The 15,388-nt window shown below is 60.9% G+C and carries 11 protein-coding genes; 3 read left to right on the top strand and 8 right to left on the bottom strand.

The features are described from left to right. Window positions 1-23: 23 nt before the first annotated feature. From HUV48_RS08670 to HUV48_RS08655, 4 genes are all read right to left on the bottom strand, one after another. Window positions 24-821 (bottom strand): competence protein CoiA family protein, encoded by a 798-nt coding sequence (locus tag HUV48_RS08670; protein ID WP_176267423.1) that lies wholly within the window; start codon window positions 819-821, stop codon window positions 24-26. Between the two features lie 283 nt (window positions 822-1,104). Further along, a complete protein-coding gene (locus HUV48_RS08665; protein WP_176267422.1) occupies window positions 1,105-2,385 on the bottom strand; it encodes a serine hydrolase domain-containing protein in 1,281 nt (426 codons plus the stop codon). Window positions 2,386-2,406: 21 nt separating this feature from the next. Next, window positions 2,407-4,182 (bottom strand): sodium:solute symporter family protein, encoded by a 1,776-nt coding sequence (locus HUV48_RS08660; RefSeq protein WP_176267421.1) that lies wholly within the window; start codon window positions 4,180-4,182, stop codon window positions 2,407-2,409. A 6-nt stretch (window positions 4,183-4,188) separates the two neighbouring features. Beyond that, complete coding sequence (locus HUV48_RS08655) at window positions 4,189-4,473, bottom strand: DUF4212 domain-containing protein (protein ID WP_318656075.1); 285 nt, start codon at window positions 4,471-4,473, stop codon at window positions 4,189-4,191. Between the two features lie 163 nt (window positions 4,474-4,636). Here HUV48_RS08655 and HUV48_RS08650 point away from each other — a divergent pair, with 163 nt between their 5' ends. Further along, window positions 4,637-5,971 carry a methyl-accepting chemotaxis protein gene (locus HUV48_RS08650; protein WP_176267420.1) on the top strand — a complete coding sequence of 445 codons (1,335 nt, stop codon included), beginning with the start codon at window positions 4,637-4,639 and terminating at the stop codon, window positions 5,969-5,971. 18 nt (window positions 5,972-5,989) lie between these two features. Here HUV48_RS08650 and HUV48_RS08645 read toward each other — a convergent pair whose 3' ends face one another. From HUV48_RS08645 to HUV48_RS08630, 4 genes are all read right to left on the bottom strand, one after another. Continuing rightward, window positions 5,990-7,480 (bottom strand): tryptophan halogenase family protein, encoded by a 1,491-nt coding sequence (locus HUV48_RS08645; protein WP_176267419.1) that lies wholly within the window; start codon window positions 7,478-7,480, stop codon window positions 5,990-5,992. After that, window positions 7,477-8,508: a cupin-like domain-containing protein gene (locus tag HUV48_RS08640; protein WP_225871620.1), complete on the bottom strand. Its 1,032-nt coding sequence runs from the start codon at window positions 8,506-8,508 to the stop codon at window positions 7,477-7,479. The genes HUV48_RS08645 and HUV48_RS08640 overlap by 4 nt, the downstream gene beginning before the upstream one ends. 14 nt (window positions 8,509-8,522) lie before the next feature. Further along, window positions 8,523-9,227 carry a SapC family protein gene (locus HUV48_RS08635; protein ID WP_176267417.1) on the bottom strand — a complete coding sequence of 235 codons (705 nt, stop codon included), beginning with the start codon at window positions 9,225-9,227 and terminating at the stop codon, window positions 8,523-8,525. 93 nt (window positions 9,228-9,320) lie between these two features. Further along, the gene (locus tag HUV48_RS08630) at window positions 9,321-12,416 is read right to left on the bottom strand and encodes a TonB-dependent receptor (RefSeq protein ID WP_176267416.1); all 3,096 of its coding nucleotides are present in this window, start codon (window positions 12,414-12,416) and stop codon (window positions 9,321-9,323) included. Between the two features lie 255 nt (window positions 12,417-12,671). Here HUV48_RS08630 and HUV48_RS08625 point away from each other — a divergent pair, with 255 nt between their 5' ends. After that, the gene (locus HUV48_RS08625; RefSeq protein WP_176267415.1) at window positions 12,672-13,835 is read left to right on the top strand and encodes an aldose epimerase family protein; all 1,164 of its coding nucleotides are present in this window, start codon (window positions 12,672-12,674) and stop codon (window positions 13,833-13,835) included. Beyond that, entirely contained in the window at window positions 13,835-15,388 is a 1,554-nt protein-coding gene (locus tag HUV48_RS08620) for an alpha-N-arabinofuranosidase (protein ID WP_176267414.1), read from the top strand. The genes HUV48_RS08625 and HUV48_RS08620 overlap by 1 nt, the downstream gene beginning before the upstream one ends.

Genomic DNA, 15,388 nt, shown 5'->3' with positions numbered 1-15,388 from the left:
ATTCCATAAAATAGTATTATGCGTCATTTCTTGTCAGTCCAACCGAATACGCGCCGACGCAGCTCGGTATAATGAAGAGTTTGCCATTCCTCTTCCGTTATCGCAGACTTCAGTTTAGTTTGCGAAGTGGGTGCCGTGATTTGGGTGCCTGCGGAGTGAGATTTTTGCCGAAAGATGCTTCTCGGTCCGCTTCGCTCTCTCCAGTTCGGGTGCCGCGCATTGTAAATCCAATCGCTGTCCTCTGCGGTCGCTATAGCAAAGGCAATTTCGGGATCTCGACAATTCCGGAAGGCAGTTAAATCGATCACCATCGCAGACTTCTGCAACGCCCTGAATTGTACTTCGAAAGCTGATTTCTGACCACGTTTGACAAAGAACAAGACCGCAATCTCGCCGCGTTTTTCGCCCTTCACGGTCGTGACCCATAAGCCGGCGCATCGCCCGATTATCTCTTCGCGGATTTCGTCGACTGTAGTGGTCAATCGCCGTCCCTGTATGGACGGTAAAGTAAGCTTTCCAACTTCAAGTAGGGTTCTACGAGCGAACCTAGAAAGTGCCCTCAATTGCGCCTGCTCGCAAGCTTCAACGGTGCCGGCTTTATGGGCGAAATGGTTGGTCCGAACACTGCCTTTCCGCGCGACGAGGGGCGCACCGCAAGCGCAAATAAGCCCATCGGCCAGCCCCGGTGCGGCGTCGTCGATATGCACCAGCGCCCCGTTCTCTTTCTCACCCCATGCGATCATCGCCTGCGCGGATGAGCGCTCTGTAGCGCTCCCGGTAACAACATAACCGAGGCTATTTAGGTGTTTCGGTCGGTTCATGATGCCTGAAAAGCTACTTGCTTTTCTTCGCAATTAGCAAAGAAAAAAAGCGGTGATACAGTCGGTCGAATGCGGAGCTTCTGAGGATTAAGGGCCGCTCAAGCTTTTGCGATATCCTGAATTGAAACTACCTTGACCTAACGTATTGAGATCGCGTTATCAGCCATATGGGTTGTCAGAATTTGGGTGGATCGGTCCAAACACTTGTCACTCGAATTTGACAAATCACGATTTGTTCTGGCGTTCTGAGTCCATCTTTGCTGTCAAAGGACAGCTCACAGCCTCATTCAGGCGCGACGCCCGAATAGTCCGCACCGTACACGGCATCGCGGAAGTGGTGGTGGAGGGGATTGTCGAACGGCACTTTCTGCGCCGCGAACACGACCGCCATGTCCTGCGCCGGATCGACCCAGAAGAGCATTGAGGGGAAGCCGTCCCAGAAGAACTCTCCTACTGTCCCGCGGTTTTCTTCCGGGGATTGCGGCGGCGCGGTGCGCACGAAGAAGTCGATACCGAACCCGCCCGTGCCTTTGCTCGGCAGCCACGAACGGTTCTCCGCATTTATCTTCGGATCGAGTACGTTGGTTGCCATGAGCCGGATCGTGGCAGGCTTCAGAATGCGCACGTCGCCGAGTTCGCCTTCGTTCAGTAGCATCCGCGCGAAACGCATGTAGTCGTCCACGGTCGTGACGATCCCTGAGCCGCCCATCGTCATGGGTTTGCCGGCGAAGTTCGGCTCCAGCCATGCCTCGCGCGGCATCGGCTCAAGCGCTCCGCTTGCACCGGTGATGTAGATCCGCGCAAGCCGGGCGAGGTCTGCTTCGCTGCGCTTCCAGCCACTGTCGTTCATGCCGAGCGGCGTGAAGATGTTCGCATCGACATAGTCGGCGAACGCCATGCCGGACAGGACCTCGACCAGCCGCGCCTGGACGTCGACGCTCGCCGAATAATTCCAGCGCGTGCCTGGATCGGTGACCAGCGGAACCTGCGCCATTTTTAAGGAGAATTCGGCCAGGGTGTTGTCGGGCGAGAGCGGCTGCGGGCGCTCCCATATGATGTCCGCAGGTTCGTCCGAACCGCCGTAAGTAAAACCCGCGGTATGGCGCAGCACATCGCGTATGGTCGGCGGGCGCGACGGATCGCGCAGCACCGGATTGCCGCTTTCGTCCAGCCCGGTCGCAACCTTCAGCCCCTCATATTCAGGAAGATACCAGTAAAGCGGATCGTCGAGGCCGAAACGCCCCTGTTCCCATAGCTGCATGAGCGCGACGCCGGTTACCGGCTTCGTCATCGAGAATATCTGGACCAGCGTATCACGCGCGAACGGGCGGTTCTCTTCGCGCGATGCGTATCCCGCTTTCTCGAAACAGGCCTCGCGTCCGCCCTGCCATACGAAGGCCGATGCCCCGACCGTGCGGCCCTGAGCGACAGCGCTATCGAGGAAACTGCCGATACGCGCGCAGTCGGGGGAAAACGAAGCGCTCTGCACGTCGGGCGCGGCGGGGATGCTTGCACATCCCGCGAGAGTGAAGGCCCCTACCAAAGCCAGTCCAAGTAATTTCATGGAGGTTTTCTCTCCTGCGTTTTAATGACCGCGCGCTTCGCCGGCTCCGCGTGGTACGCGGATGGAATCGACCAGCTTGCGTACCTCCGCAGGGGGGGCCGCGGTCAGTTTGGCGACCGCCGCCGCGACAACAAAGTTGATGACCATTCCGACCACGCCGATGCCTTCGGGCGAGATGCCGAACAGCCAGTTCGCCTCGATATTCGCCGCCGGATCGGCGAGCTTGAAGTAGGCGATATAGCCGAAGGTGAAAACGAGTCCGCACACCATCCCGGCGATCGCACCTTCCTTGTTCATTCGCTTCGAGAAGATGCCGAGGAAGATAGCGGGAAACAGGCTCGCCGCAGCGAGGCCGAAGGCGAAGGCGACCACTTGCGCGACCCAGCCGGGCGGATAGATACCGAGGTAGCCCGCCACGACGATCGCCGCAGTCGCCGCGAGCCGCGCCGCCAGAAGCTCGCCCTTCTCGGATATGTTTGGCCGGAAAGTCGATTTCAGCAGATCGTGGCTGACACTGCTCGATATGACGAGCAGCAATCCGGCGGCGGTCGAAAGGGCCGCGGCAAGCCCTCCGGCGGCGACCAGCGCGATCACCCAGCCGGGAAGCTGCGCGATCTCCGGATTGGCGAGCACCATGATGTCCTGATCGACGTAGACCTCGTTCGCCGAAGCCGGATCGGGCGCATTGCTCACGGTCCGTTCGCCTGATGCTCCGGTCCGGCCCGTATATTCGGGCGCGCCGGCAAAGGCGCTTCCCGAAGAGAGCTGCATCACTCCGTCCGCATTCTTGTCCTGGAACGCGATCAGGTCGTTGCGCTCCCAGTTGGTGAACCACTCGGGCGCTTCGGCGTACGGCGTGCCGTCCACGGTCTCGACGAAGTTGAGCCGCGCGAACGCCCCGACTGCTGGCGCGGTCGTATAGAGCAGCGCGATGAATACGAGCGCCCAACCGGCGGATTTGCGCGCGTCGCTCGCTTTCGGCACGGTAAAGAAGCGGACTATGACATGCGGAAGGCCGGCGGTTCCCACCATCAGTGCCAGCGTGATGCAGAACACGTCGATCATGGATTTGGAGCCGTCCGTATAGGCGGCGAAGCCCAGGTCCTGAAGTACTAGATCGAGCTTCTGCAAGACGTAGAGCCCGCTCCCGTCGTTTACCTGCGATCCGAGTCCAAACTGCGGCACGGGATTGCCGGTGATTAGGAAGCTGATGAAGAACGCCGGAACCATATAGGCGAAGATCAGCACGCAATATTGCGCGACCTGCGTATAGGTAATGCCTTTCATCCCGCCGAGCACGGCATAGATGAAGACAATCCCCATACCGATGACGATGCCGAGCGTGATCTGCACGTCGAGGAAGCGGCTGAACACGATGCCCACGCCGCGCATCTGTCCGGCGATATAGGTAAAACTGATGAAGATGAGGCAGATGACCGCGACCACGCGCGCGGCTTTAGAATAGTATCGTGTGCCGATGAAATCCGGGACCGTGAACTGGCCGAACTTGCGCAGGTACGGGGCCAGCAGAAGTGCCAGCATCACGTAGCCGCCGGTCCAGCCCATCAGGTAAACGCTGCCGTCGTAGCCGAGGAAGGCGATCAGGCCTGCCATCGAGATGAAGCTTGCTGCGCTCATCCAGTCTGCCGCCGTGGCCATACCGTTGACGACCGGATTGACGCCGCCGCCCGCCACATAGAATTCGGACGTGGAACCGGCGCGGCTCCACAGGGCGATCCCGATGTAGAGCGCGAAGGACAGGCCGACGAACAGGTAGATCAGGGTCTGGGTCGCCATGACCGCTCAGTCGTCCAGGTCGTATTTGCGTTCGATCCGCCGCATCTTCCAGACGTAGAAGAAGATGAGGCCGATGAAGACGTAGATCGAGCCCTGCTGCGCGAACCAGAAGCCGAGCGGATAGCCGCCGATCATGAACCGGTCGAGATAGTCCCGAAACAGGATGCCTGCGCCGAAGGAGCAGAGAAACCAGATCGACATGAGCGTGATGAGCAATCGCACGTTCTCGCGCCAGTATGCATCGTGCCGCTCGCGCATCTCAGCCTCCCGCGCTGCTTCGTCCTCTTCCACAACGCGCCCCCTCTTTTGTCCGACTATTGAGGAAACGGAGGTTATTGCGAATGCGCAAGGCGGGCAAGCCGTCGCGCGCCCTCGGGCAGACAATTGTGGAAGGACGGAGCGAAACCGGAAGTTAACCATCTTGGCATAGGCGGCAACTTAACGGGAGAAGCTTGTGTATCAGGAAAAGATCGCGACCGCCGAATTGCTCAACCAGCAGCGGCTCGCCGCTTATCGTATCGGCGAGGAAGACCAGCAGGCTTTCGCCCGGATCAGCGCCATGCTGCGTCCGCATTCCATCTCGCTTGCGACCGAGTATCTGGACCGCTTTCTGAGTGCGGCCGGGCTGAAGCTGGATGACGCCACGCGGTCTTCGCAGATCGAGAAATCTGCCGACTACGGCCGCAACAAGTTCACGCCGCCGATCGACGATTCATGGATACGCAGAGTCGAGAAGATCGGCGCGCTGCAGTTCAAGCTGCGTGCGCCCAGCTACGCCCATCTGTCCGCCCTCAACGTCACCCACTGCATGTCGATGCAGATCATTCTCGATGAGGCCTCGTCTATTCAGGAGGGCCGGTATCTGGTCGAGGCGTTCATGCGGATTGCCGCGCTCGAAGTCGACATCATGATCTCGACTATCCAGTCGCTCGAGCAGGAAGCGTTCAGAGATCAAATCGCCAAGAACGCACAGACCTTCGAACAATCGATATCCGCCATCGTCGCTTCCACCACTACGGATAGCGCGAACGCGAACGAGAAAGCGCGGGACGTAGCGAAGGCGGCACGCGAATTGCTGACGCTGTCGAACGACGTCGCGACCGCCTCGACCCAGACTTCGTCCGCCATGTCCGAAGCTGCCCGCATGTCGGGCGGCCTCGGCACGATGATCGAGAATATCGAGCACGAGCTATCGACCGCCTTCGCCAGTTTTTCGGAGCTTTCGGACGCGGCGAAGCGCGCCAAGGACAGTTCGTCCGGCCTGCTGACGCATACCAAGTCGATCGACCAGATCGTGAGCACTATCAATTCAATTGCCGACCAGACGAAGATACTCGCCCTGAACGCCCTGATCGAGGCAGCATCGTCCGGCAAATACGGTGCCGGCTTCTCGGTCGTGGCAAACGAGATGAAGGTGCTCGCAACGCAAACCGAAGCCGCGACGCAGGAAATCGGAGCACAGTTGCAGCAGATCAGCGACTCGTCGAACCGCTCGGTCGGCGACTACACGTCGATGAGCGAAAAGTTCGACGGTCTGCGGCAAACTGCGGAGCGCCTTCAGGCCTCGGTCGCCGAGCAGGGAAAAAGCGTGCAGGCGATTGCCGCGTGTATCGACGAAACCTCGCAAAGCGCAGAGTTCTCAGCACACGCGATCCGCGAGATCAACCAGCGTACCGAGGGGGTCTCGGCGAATATCGGCGACGTGCAGGCGAAGGTCAGCCGACTGGATGAGGAACTGAACCGGTTGCAGGCATCGGCGGACACCTTCCTGCGCAGTCTCCACGGTTAGGTCTGCGGGCGCCGGTCCTCAGTTCGTGCGGTCGCCGGCATAGGACGCGACGAACGCGCCGTGGTCAGGCATGCGGGCGACCTGCGCTGCAACGGCCTCTCGCTGCTGCTGCAGGGTAAGCGCGAGCCGCTCGCTGTCCATTAGGTTGGCGAGCTTGTGCCAGGCCCGCGGCATCAGGCCTTGCCCCAGCATGACATAGAGCCAGCTCTCGGTCCGAAACAGGTCGAGCGATTCCTGCCATGCCTGCGCATGCTCGGCGAAGTTCTCGATCCGCGCCTTCAGGCTGTCCGGTATGCCCATGGCCGCGCGCTCGCGCCAAAACGCAGAATCGGTCCGCTGGGTCAGGTGATAGTGAAGGATGATGAAATCGCGGACGTGTTCCAGTTCGCGGTCGGCCAGATCGTTCCACCGGTCACGCAGGGCAGGCGTCATCCCGCCGAACGGGAAGAGCTGAATGAGCCGGGTTACCCCGATCATGATGAGATGGATGCTGGTCGATTCGAGCGGCTCGACGAAACCCGATGACAGGCCTAGCGCGAGACAGTTCTTCGCCCACATCGTCTGCCGCCGGCCGGTTGTAAAGCGGATCAGACGCGGCTCGGTGACAAGTTCGCCAGTGACGTTTTCCAGCAACCGCTCGCGCGCGGCATCCGCCTCTAGATAGTCGCTCGCGAAGACCAGACCGTTGCCGGTCCGGTGCTGCAGCGGAATGCGCCAGCGCCAGCCTGCATCGTGCGCCGCTGCGACGGTGTAAGGCGCGGGTTCACCGGTGTTCTCGGTCTGGACCGCCCATGCGCCGTCGGTGGGAAGCCACTCGCTCCAGTCGTCGTAGCCTACGCCAAGCGTCTGTCCGATCAGCAGCGCCCGAAATCCGGTGCAGTCGATGAACAGGTCGCCTTCGATCCGCTGCCCGTCTTCCAGTAGCAAGCTGGTGATGTCGCCGGTCTCTTGGTCCTGTTCGACCTCCGCGATGCGGCCTTCGACGCGCCGCGCCCCGTCACGCTCCGCGATCGCGCGCAGGAATGCGGCGTAGCGTCCGGCGTCGAGGTGATAGGCATAGCTTGGCGAGGGATTTCCGGCGGTCGTGAACTTTCCGGCCAGCGCAGCCTCGTGTTCGAGGCAGTAAGAACCGATCGGCGCATCGATTCCCTGCTCGCGTCCCTCGAGCCAGAAATGCTGGAATTCGGCCACCCAGTTACGCATTTCGAACTTACCGAAACTGTGCAGATAGCTGTCGCCGAGCGCGCCCCAGTCGTCGAACCGTATGCCGAGTTTGAAGGTAGCGCCGGTCGCCGCCATGAATGCGCGCTCGTCGATCCGCAGATATTCATGAAAGCTGCGTGCCGTGGGTATGGTCGCTTCGCCGACGCCGATAGTGGGTATCGCGTCGCTCTCGATCAGTGTGACTTCGACCAACCGGCCAAGCTGGCGGGCGAGGCCGCATGCCGCTATCCATCCGGCGGTGCCGCCTCCCGCGATTACGACACGCGTGAGGACCGGATCGCTCACCGCTGGATCCTGCGTGTCACGACTGCACGCAGACGGCGGGCGAGCATGGGGTCGATCTCGCCGAGCGGACCGAGAACGTGTTCCTGCAAGTGACCGGCTGCGTCCTCACCATCGCCGAAAACGTAATGGTCGAATACCGCCTTCCAGGCAGCACGCTCATGCGCCGGGCGCTGCCGGATAGACAGCAGTGCGTGCATCAAGGTGATCTGCGGCGTGTCGACATATTCGGGAACCGCGTTCCACCACCAGTTCACGAGGATGTTGAACGCGTCCAGACCCTCCACCTGGTGCCACCACATCGCTGGATAGACCAGAATATCGCCGGGTTCGAGAACGACCGATTGGGCGGTTTGCAATGCCTCTGCGAAGCGCGGGTAGCGGGCGAAGTCGGGGGCGGAGAAATCCACCATGCTGACCACTTGCCCGCCCGGCGTCGGCTCCAGCGGACCGGGGTACAGATTGCCGATCTGGTCAGGCGGAAACAGGGTGAAGCGCCGGCACCCCGCCGCGCAGACCGCGCAGTTGTTCGAAAGGTCGTAATGGGCAGCCGTCACGGTGCGGTTACCCATCCACAGGCTTCCGACCACCGGTGCGCAATCGGGCCCGACCACCCCTTCAAGTCCTGGATCGTTCTCCGCCCATAGTCCCGGAAAGAAGAGTTCGAGGTCGGTCGAGCCGACGTAGATCGTCTCGTCCGAGTCTCCTGCGATTTCCGCGAGCAGCGGATCGAGCGGCTCTTTGCTCGCGCGGAAATTGAACCCGTCGAGTGCCTGCGCGTAATGAAAGCGTCCGTTCTGTTCGGGGTCGGCGCGGTATACCGTCAGCGGGCGTCCCGATGATTTTGCCCGCAGATAATTCATCACCGCGGCGCTCGAATCGCGGGCATGGCGAACGATCGGAAGGTCGGTACCCGCCCCTTTGAACACCACGGGTTCGCCCCGCTCTTCTACGAATGTGTCGAGTGCCGCGCCTTGAGGAAGCGGTTCTTCACTGACCGCTACCGCTCGTGTCTCCGGTACGGAGTGCAAGGCGCCGCCCATCGCTATGCCCCGCGCTTCCGCTTGCGCTGTATGAGCCGGTTGATGTTGCCGAGCGAGTGCGCGATCAGCACCGCCGGTTGCAGGAAGCCTGCCGCGCTCAGCTTCGTGAGCGCGCCGGATGAAAGCGCGTCGATCGCTTCGGGTAATATGGCATGGAAATTGTCGAACTTCACTGCCTGCGTTTCCGACACTTGCACATTGAACGAAAGCGGCTGGATCAGTTTCGCATCGTCAAAGGCTGCTGCCATCCGGCGTGTCGGTTCCATTCCGGAATGAATCAGGCGCAGAGCATCGAGAGCGTTTTCGAGCGCCAGTGCATGGCCGCCGTGCGGCAGGAAAATCGGGTCGGCGTTCTCCGCGTCCTCGGTAATCTTCGGATGGTCGAGCACGACATGGATGACCGGGTCATCGCTCTCGCCTTTGCCGAGCAGAAACGGCCCTTTCCTGGCAGCCGCCGGAATGTAGTCCGCATCCCATCCGGCTCCGGAAGCAAAGAGGAGCTCGTCCGGTTGCAATCCGGTCAGGGCAATGGGCGAGGCGCTCCCGTCCTGATCGCGCGAAAACAGGATCGGATATTCGCGCTGCACCTGCGGTAATTCAGGCAGAAAGACAGCGACCTGCCCCACCGCATCGCCGAAATCCGGCCCGCTCTCGCGCCGCAGCCGCAGATCGGCATGAGCGATGTTGTCGAGTACGGCCGTTCGCATGGCAAAAGCCTACAGCTTTGGTTGAAAATGAGAAGGGCCGCTACCGCATGGGACCGGCAGCAGCCCTTCCTTACTGGCTATGTTCCTGAACAATCAGAAGCGTAGCCGAGCTCCGACGTAGTAACGCGGACGTCCGTCGACGATGAACCACGGCTGGTTCTCGGTCCGGGCGTAGGTCTTCACGTTCGACCCGGTCAGGTTAATACCCTCGAACGATACCGAGACGTTCTCCGTGATATCGTAGCTGACGTTGAGGTCGAGCTGGTCGTAGGCATCCACGAAGACCGGGTTACGCGACGATCCGCGGCTGTTGTTGGCCAGGAACGTATCACGCCAGTTGTAGGTCAGGCGGGCAGACAGGCCGAAGTTCTCGTAGATGAGAGACGCGTTGAACGTGTCAGACAGTCCCAGCAGCGCGAACTGGTCGGCACTCGGTGAAGCGGTGATGTCGTAGCCGACGTCGCCGCGAACGAGCGTGTAGGCTGCCGCAACGCCGAGACCGGTTTCACCGAGGAAGTACTGCCCAGCCACTTCGAAGCCGTAGATATGGGCATTCTCGCTGTTGACCGGACGCTGCGTCTGGAACTGGTAGAACGGGTCGTTGGCGTTGGCGACGACGTCGTAATCTCCCAGTACGCTATCGACGAAGCCTTGATTGAGCCCGCTCGGGCCGAGATTGGCGTTGAATTGAGTGATCGCGTCGTCATAGCCGAATTGGTCGATCAAGGCGGTCAGGGTGAACAGGTTCACGTCCGACAGATCGAGATTGTTGTTCTGCAGATAGGACAGCGCCTGGCCGGAACGCGTTCCCGCCGCGCCCGAACTCGGATCGCGGAGACCGAACAGTTCCTGCGTGATCTGGCCGGTTCCGACGAAGTTCTGGACGCGCTTGTCGAAGAAGCCCGCCGAGACGTAGCTTGAAGGCGCGAAGTACCATTCGAGGCTGGCATCGAAGTTGTCCGATACGAGCGGGATCAACTGCGGGTTACCGGCATTGCCGCCGGGGACCCCGCCTAGCGCCGTCGGACGGTTCGGGTTGCCCGGGTTGGTCGAGGCGAACAGCGAACCGAAGTCAGGCCGCGCAATCGTCCGGCCGAAGGAAATGCGCCCCTTCAGATCGTTGGTGAGGTCGATCGCGAAGTCGAGCGCCGGAAGGATATGGTCGTAGCTGTTGTCCCCCTGAACCGGCTGCTCCTCCTCACCGAGCACGGCGACGAAGTCGTTGTCCGCAGCCCAATTGATGTTCTGCGGGACACCTTGCAGCGTGATCGACTCCGATTCCGTCCTCTCGTAGCGGACGCCGGCGACGATATTGATCGGCATTTGCATCAATTCGGAGTTGATCTCGACCTGGCCGTAAATCGCCCAGATGTCTTCCAGCACACGGTTGTTACTCGTCGAATCGACCGTTCCCGCTACGTCGAACGCCGTGAACAGTTCGGTCGCATCGCCGCGGAACGCCGTTGCGAGCGGATCGCCGGCAGCAATGCCGGTGTCGAAGTCCTTCCACTGACAGATCAGGCAGAACGGCATCAGCGCGTTTGGCGCCGTTTCCGCGATGTCTCCGATATTGCCCACGCCCCAGTCGCCGAGCGCGTTGTAGGTGCTGGTCGTACGGCTGGTCATGTCGGCGGAGCGGTAGCTTCCCCCGAACTGCACCCGGTCGTCGTCGCCCATTTCCCAGATACCGTCGAGGCGGACTTCGTCGACGGTCTGCTCCTGAAATGCCGTCTGGCTACGTGCCACCTGCGTCCCGAGATCCGGAATATCGAGCACGCCGTTGTTATTGCCGTTCACCGAATCGTCAAACGTGATGAACTGCTGCGGGAAGCCGTCGACGATGCGCAGTCCCTGGTCGACGATACCCTTCTGTGCGAGAGCGAACAGCGTGGAAGTATGGCCGAGCGGGTTGTTCGGCTGAGCTTCCGCCTTCGAATGATGTCCATCGAGTATCAACGTCAGATCGTTGGTGACGTTGAACTCGACATTCAGACCGAGCGAAAAGAGTTCGTCCTTCGTCGCTCGGTACTGCTGCTCGAAGCCGCCGTCCTTGGGTGCCGTGATGACGTCGTCGATGAAGATCGCCGTGGCGACCTGGTCGTTGCCGTCGAACTCGATCGCATCGAACGGACGGTTGTACCAGGTCGTCTGGTCGGCGCGCTTCTCTTCGGCTTCGTTGCTGTAGTAGGTCGCGTCGGCGGTCGCCGTAATCCGGTCGCTCGGCGCGAATTGCAGGGTCAGTTGCCCGTTGATCCGCTCGCGCTGGAATTCAGAGTAGTTGTAGCGCGTATCGTTCGGGATCGCGATGAGCGTGTCGGGATCGGACGGCGGATTGCTCACCACGGTCGAACCGTCCGCGCGGCGGAACGTCGTGCTGGATGCGAACTGGCTGTAAGGCAGGATGTTCCAGTCGTTTGCGGTCTCTGAAACGGCGGAGTTGTTGCGCTTCTGGTAGCTGCCGAACAGGCCGATGCCGAGCGTGCCGTCGACGTTGGTCCAGTTAACGAGACCAGAAACTTCCGGCGTCACGCGCGAGTAATCGTAGGTGTCGGAACCGTCGTAAAGCAGCTTGGCGCCGATCGAACCGGTAAAGCCTGCCGGTGCGTCGAGCGGACGCCGCGTAACGATGTTGATCGCCGCGCCAATGCCGCCGCCCGGAACCGCCGCGCGGGCAGTCTTGTACACTTCGAGCCGCCCGACGCCTTCCGATGCGAGGTTGGCGAAATCGAACGAGCGGGTCGTGCCGGAAACGAAGTCACCGTTCTGATCCTGTCCGACGGAAGCGATGCTCGCGGTCGGCAGCGTCCGGCCGTTCAGGGTGACGAGGTTGAAGCCGGGACCAAAACCGCGGACGGTAACGCGCGAACCTTCGCCGTTCACACGGTCGATCGACACGCCGGTGATGCGCTGAAGGGATTCTGCGAGGTTCGTGTCCGGGAACTTGCCGATTTCCTCTGCGGAAATACCGTCGACGACGCCCGAGGAATTGCGCTTCAGATCGATCGCGCGATCGAGCGAAGCCCTGATGCCGGTAACGACGATGACTTCGCTATCCTGCTGGGAAATGACTTCGTTGTCGGGCGCGCCGCCATCCTGCGCTGCAGCGTTGGTAGCGCTAACGAAACTGACCGCGATCGCGAGCGCGGACGCAGTACGTACTGCGCCGGAGCGCGTAGAAAAGCCTATCATTCGATCCTCCCACATACCGGCTCATACCGGCTCGTTGGTAGCGCTATCATTCCTGCGCCATTTGCCGGAGTATTCCTAAAGTTGTTTGGAAGTCAATCGTTCTTTCCCAAAATTTCCCTTACGGCAGCGCTGATGTTGCAATGTAATCTTTCGGTAACCGGTTACATTCGGCGCTGTAGGGTCAACCTGTTGTCAATTAGAGACAAGCCAGTTGCTTTTTCCCTTTAGTCTGACAAATAAGGGGCAAAACAGGGGATGAGGAACGTGACGATCGCTCTCAAATACGGTGTTAGTGCCATTTGTCTGATGTTGGCGAACGCTGCCGGAGCCGCGGAGGCGGAACGCACCGCCGCAGGAGCGCTTACTGACGGCACGGCCATCGAAAAGGTAACGCTATCAAACGACGCAGGCGTGTCAGCCAGCATCCTCACCTACGGCGCGACCTTGCAGGCTTTCGAATCGCCCGATGCCAATGGCAATGTTTCCGACATCACCCTCGGTTATGACGAACTCGCCGATTACGAGGCTTATCCCAATTATTTCGGCGTTACGGTCGGGCGGTTCGCGAACCGGATTGCGAACGCCAGCTTTTCGCTCGACGGAAAGCGCTATTCGCTCACGGCGAACGACGAGCCCAATTCGCTGCACGGCGGCATTACCGGGTTCGACAAGCGTGTGTGGCGCATCACCTCGGTCGAAAGCGGGCCGGTTGCCTCTGTCACGATGGCTCTCAGCAGCGAAGACGGCGATCAGGGCTATCCCGGCAATGTCGACGTGACCGTTACCTACACGCTCGATGAAGGAGGTGATCTCGGGATCATCTTCGAAGCGACGACCGATGCGCCGACCATCGTGAACATGACCAATCACGCGGTCTTCAACCTGTCGGGCACGGACAATTTCCGCAGCGCGATGGATCATTACCTGACGATCCCGGCAAGCCGCTTCACCCCGGTCGACGAGCGGCTCATCCCGACGGGTGAACTGCGCGACGTTACCGGTACGGTGTTCGATTTCACCAACTGGCGGCAGGTCGAGGAAGGTTTGCGCAATGCATCGAACGAGCAGATCGTCCTCGGTCGAGGCTACGACCATAACTTCGCGCTCGACAAGGGCGTAACCGCCACTCCGCAGCCGGTAGCCCGGCTCGCCGATCCGACGAGCGGGCGCATGCTCGAGGTGCTCAGCACCGAACCCGGCATCCAGTTCTATAGCGGCAACTTCCTCGACGGTACGGTCGTCGGGCGAAGCGGGATCGTCTACCGGATGGGCGACGGGATCGCGCTCGAACCGCAGAAATTTCCCGATGCGCCGAACCAGCCCGGGTTCGTGTCGGCCCGGCTCGATCCCGGAGAGACCTATCGTCACCACATGATCTACCGGGTCGGACTGATCGACCAGAACGAAGGTGCCCGCTGATGCTGCGCAGTCTCGCCCTCGCCGCCGCGCTCGCTATCGGCAGCACTGCTCACGCTCAGGACGTCACTGTCACGCTCGATTCAGACGCTGAGGGTCACAAGCTCGACAAGCACCTCTTCGGGCAGTTCGCTGAGCACCTAGGCGAAGGCATCTACGGCGGTGTCTGGGTCGGCGAAGACAGCGAAATCCCGAACGTACGCGGCATCCGCACGGACGTCGTGGAAGCGCTCAAGGCCATCCGCGTCCCCAACGTCCGCTATCCCGGCGGCTGCTTTGCCGACGAATACCACTGGCGTGACGGGATCGGTGACGACCGCAAGGTCACGGTCAATGCGAACTGGGGCGGCGCGCTCGAACCCAACACCTTCGGGACGGACGAGTTCTACGACTTCATCGAGCAGATCGGCGCGGAAGCTTTCATCTCGGTCAATGTCGGTTCGGGCACGATCCGGGAAGCGGCCGACTGGATGGCCTACATGACCGCCGACCAGCAGAGCAGCGCCGGACAGGAACGCGCAGCCAACGGTCATCCGGAGCAATACGAGGTCCGCTTCCTCGGCCTAGGTAACGAGAACTGGGGCTGCGGCGGCAACATGCGTCCCGAACATTACGTCGATTTGATGAAGCGTCACGCCCGCTTCGACAGGAACTACAACCTCTCGCAGACCGGCGAGCGCGCAATGGAGCGTGTCGCAGTCGGCCCGAGCGACGACGACACCCGCTATACCGAGGCGGTGATGAAAACCTGGTCGGAGCGGGACTGGAGCTGGTCAATCGAGGGGCTGTCCCTCCATAGCTACACCGTGCCGCAGTGGCCGCCGTCGCTGCCGAGCACTGAGTTCGGAGAAGACGATTACGCGCTAATCCTCGATACAACGCTGAAGATGGACGAGCGCATCGCGACGCATTCGGCCATCATGGACAAATACGATCCCGAAAAGGAAGTCGCGCTCGTCGTCGACGAATGGGGCGTCTGGCTGGCCGAAGACCCCGGCACGCGAGAAGGCTTCCTGCAGCAGCAGAACTCGCTGCGCGACGGCATCCTCGCAGCGCTGAACTTCAACATCTTCGCCCGCCACGGCGACCGCGTGCGCGCTGCCAATATCGCGCAGATGGTAAACGTGCTTCAGGCGCTGATCCTGACCGACGGGCCGAAGATGGTGCTGACGCCGACCTACTACATCCACCAGATGTATCTTCCGATGCAGGATGCGACACTCGTTCCGGCAAGTTTCGAGGCGGGCGAATATACCTATGGCGATATGACCCTGCCGGGTGTCGATGCGATCGCATTCCGCTCGAAAGACGGGGTGCTGCATACGGCGCTGGTCAATCTCGACCCGCATGAGGCTCGCGAGATTGCGATCGACGCCGGGGCGCGCGGCATGACTAGGGCGAGCGGTCAGGTGCTAACCGGCCCGAACGTCAATTCGCTCAACACCTTCGAGGCGCCGCAGACCGTCGTGCCGAAACCGATCCGCGGACGGGTCGATGGCTCGCGCATGACGGTCACGCTACCGCCGAAATCGGTGGCCATTATCGCGCTGCAGTAA

Origin of the sequence: Qipengyuania atrilutea, assembly GCF_013370205.1 — a bacterium.
Taxonomy (GTDB): domain Bacteria; phylum Pseudomonadota; class Alphaproteobacteria; order Sphingomonadales; family Sphingomonadaceae; genus Actirhodobacter; species Actirhodobacter atriluteus.
Note: the sequence above shows the minus strand (reverse complement) of the source record. Positions and strands in the feature narration are given on the sequence as shown.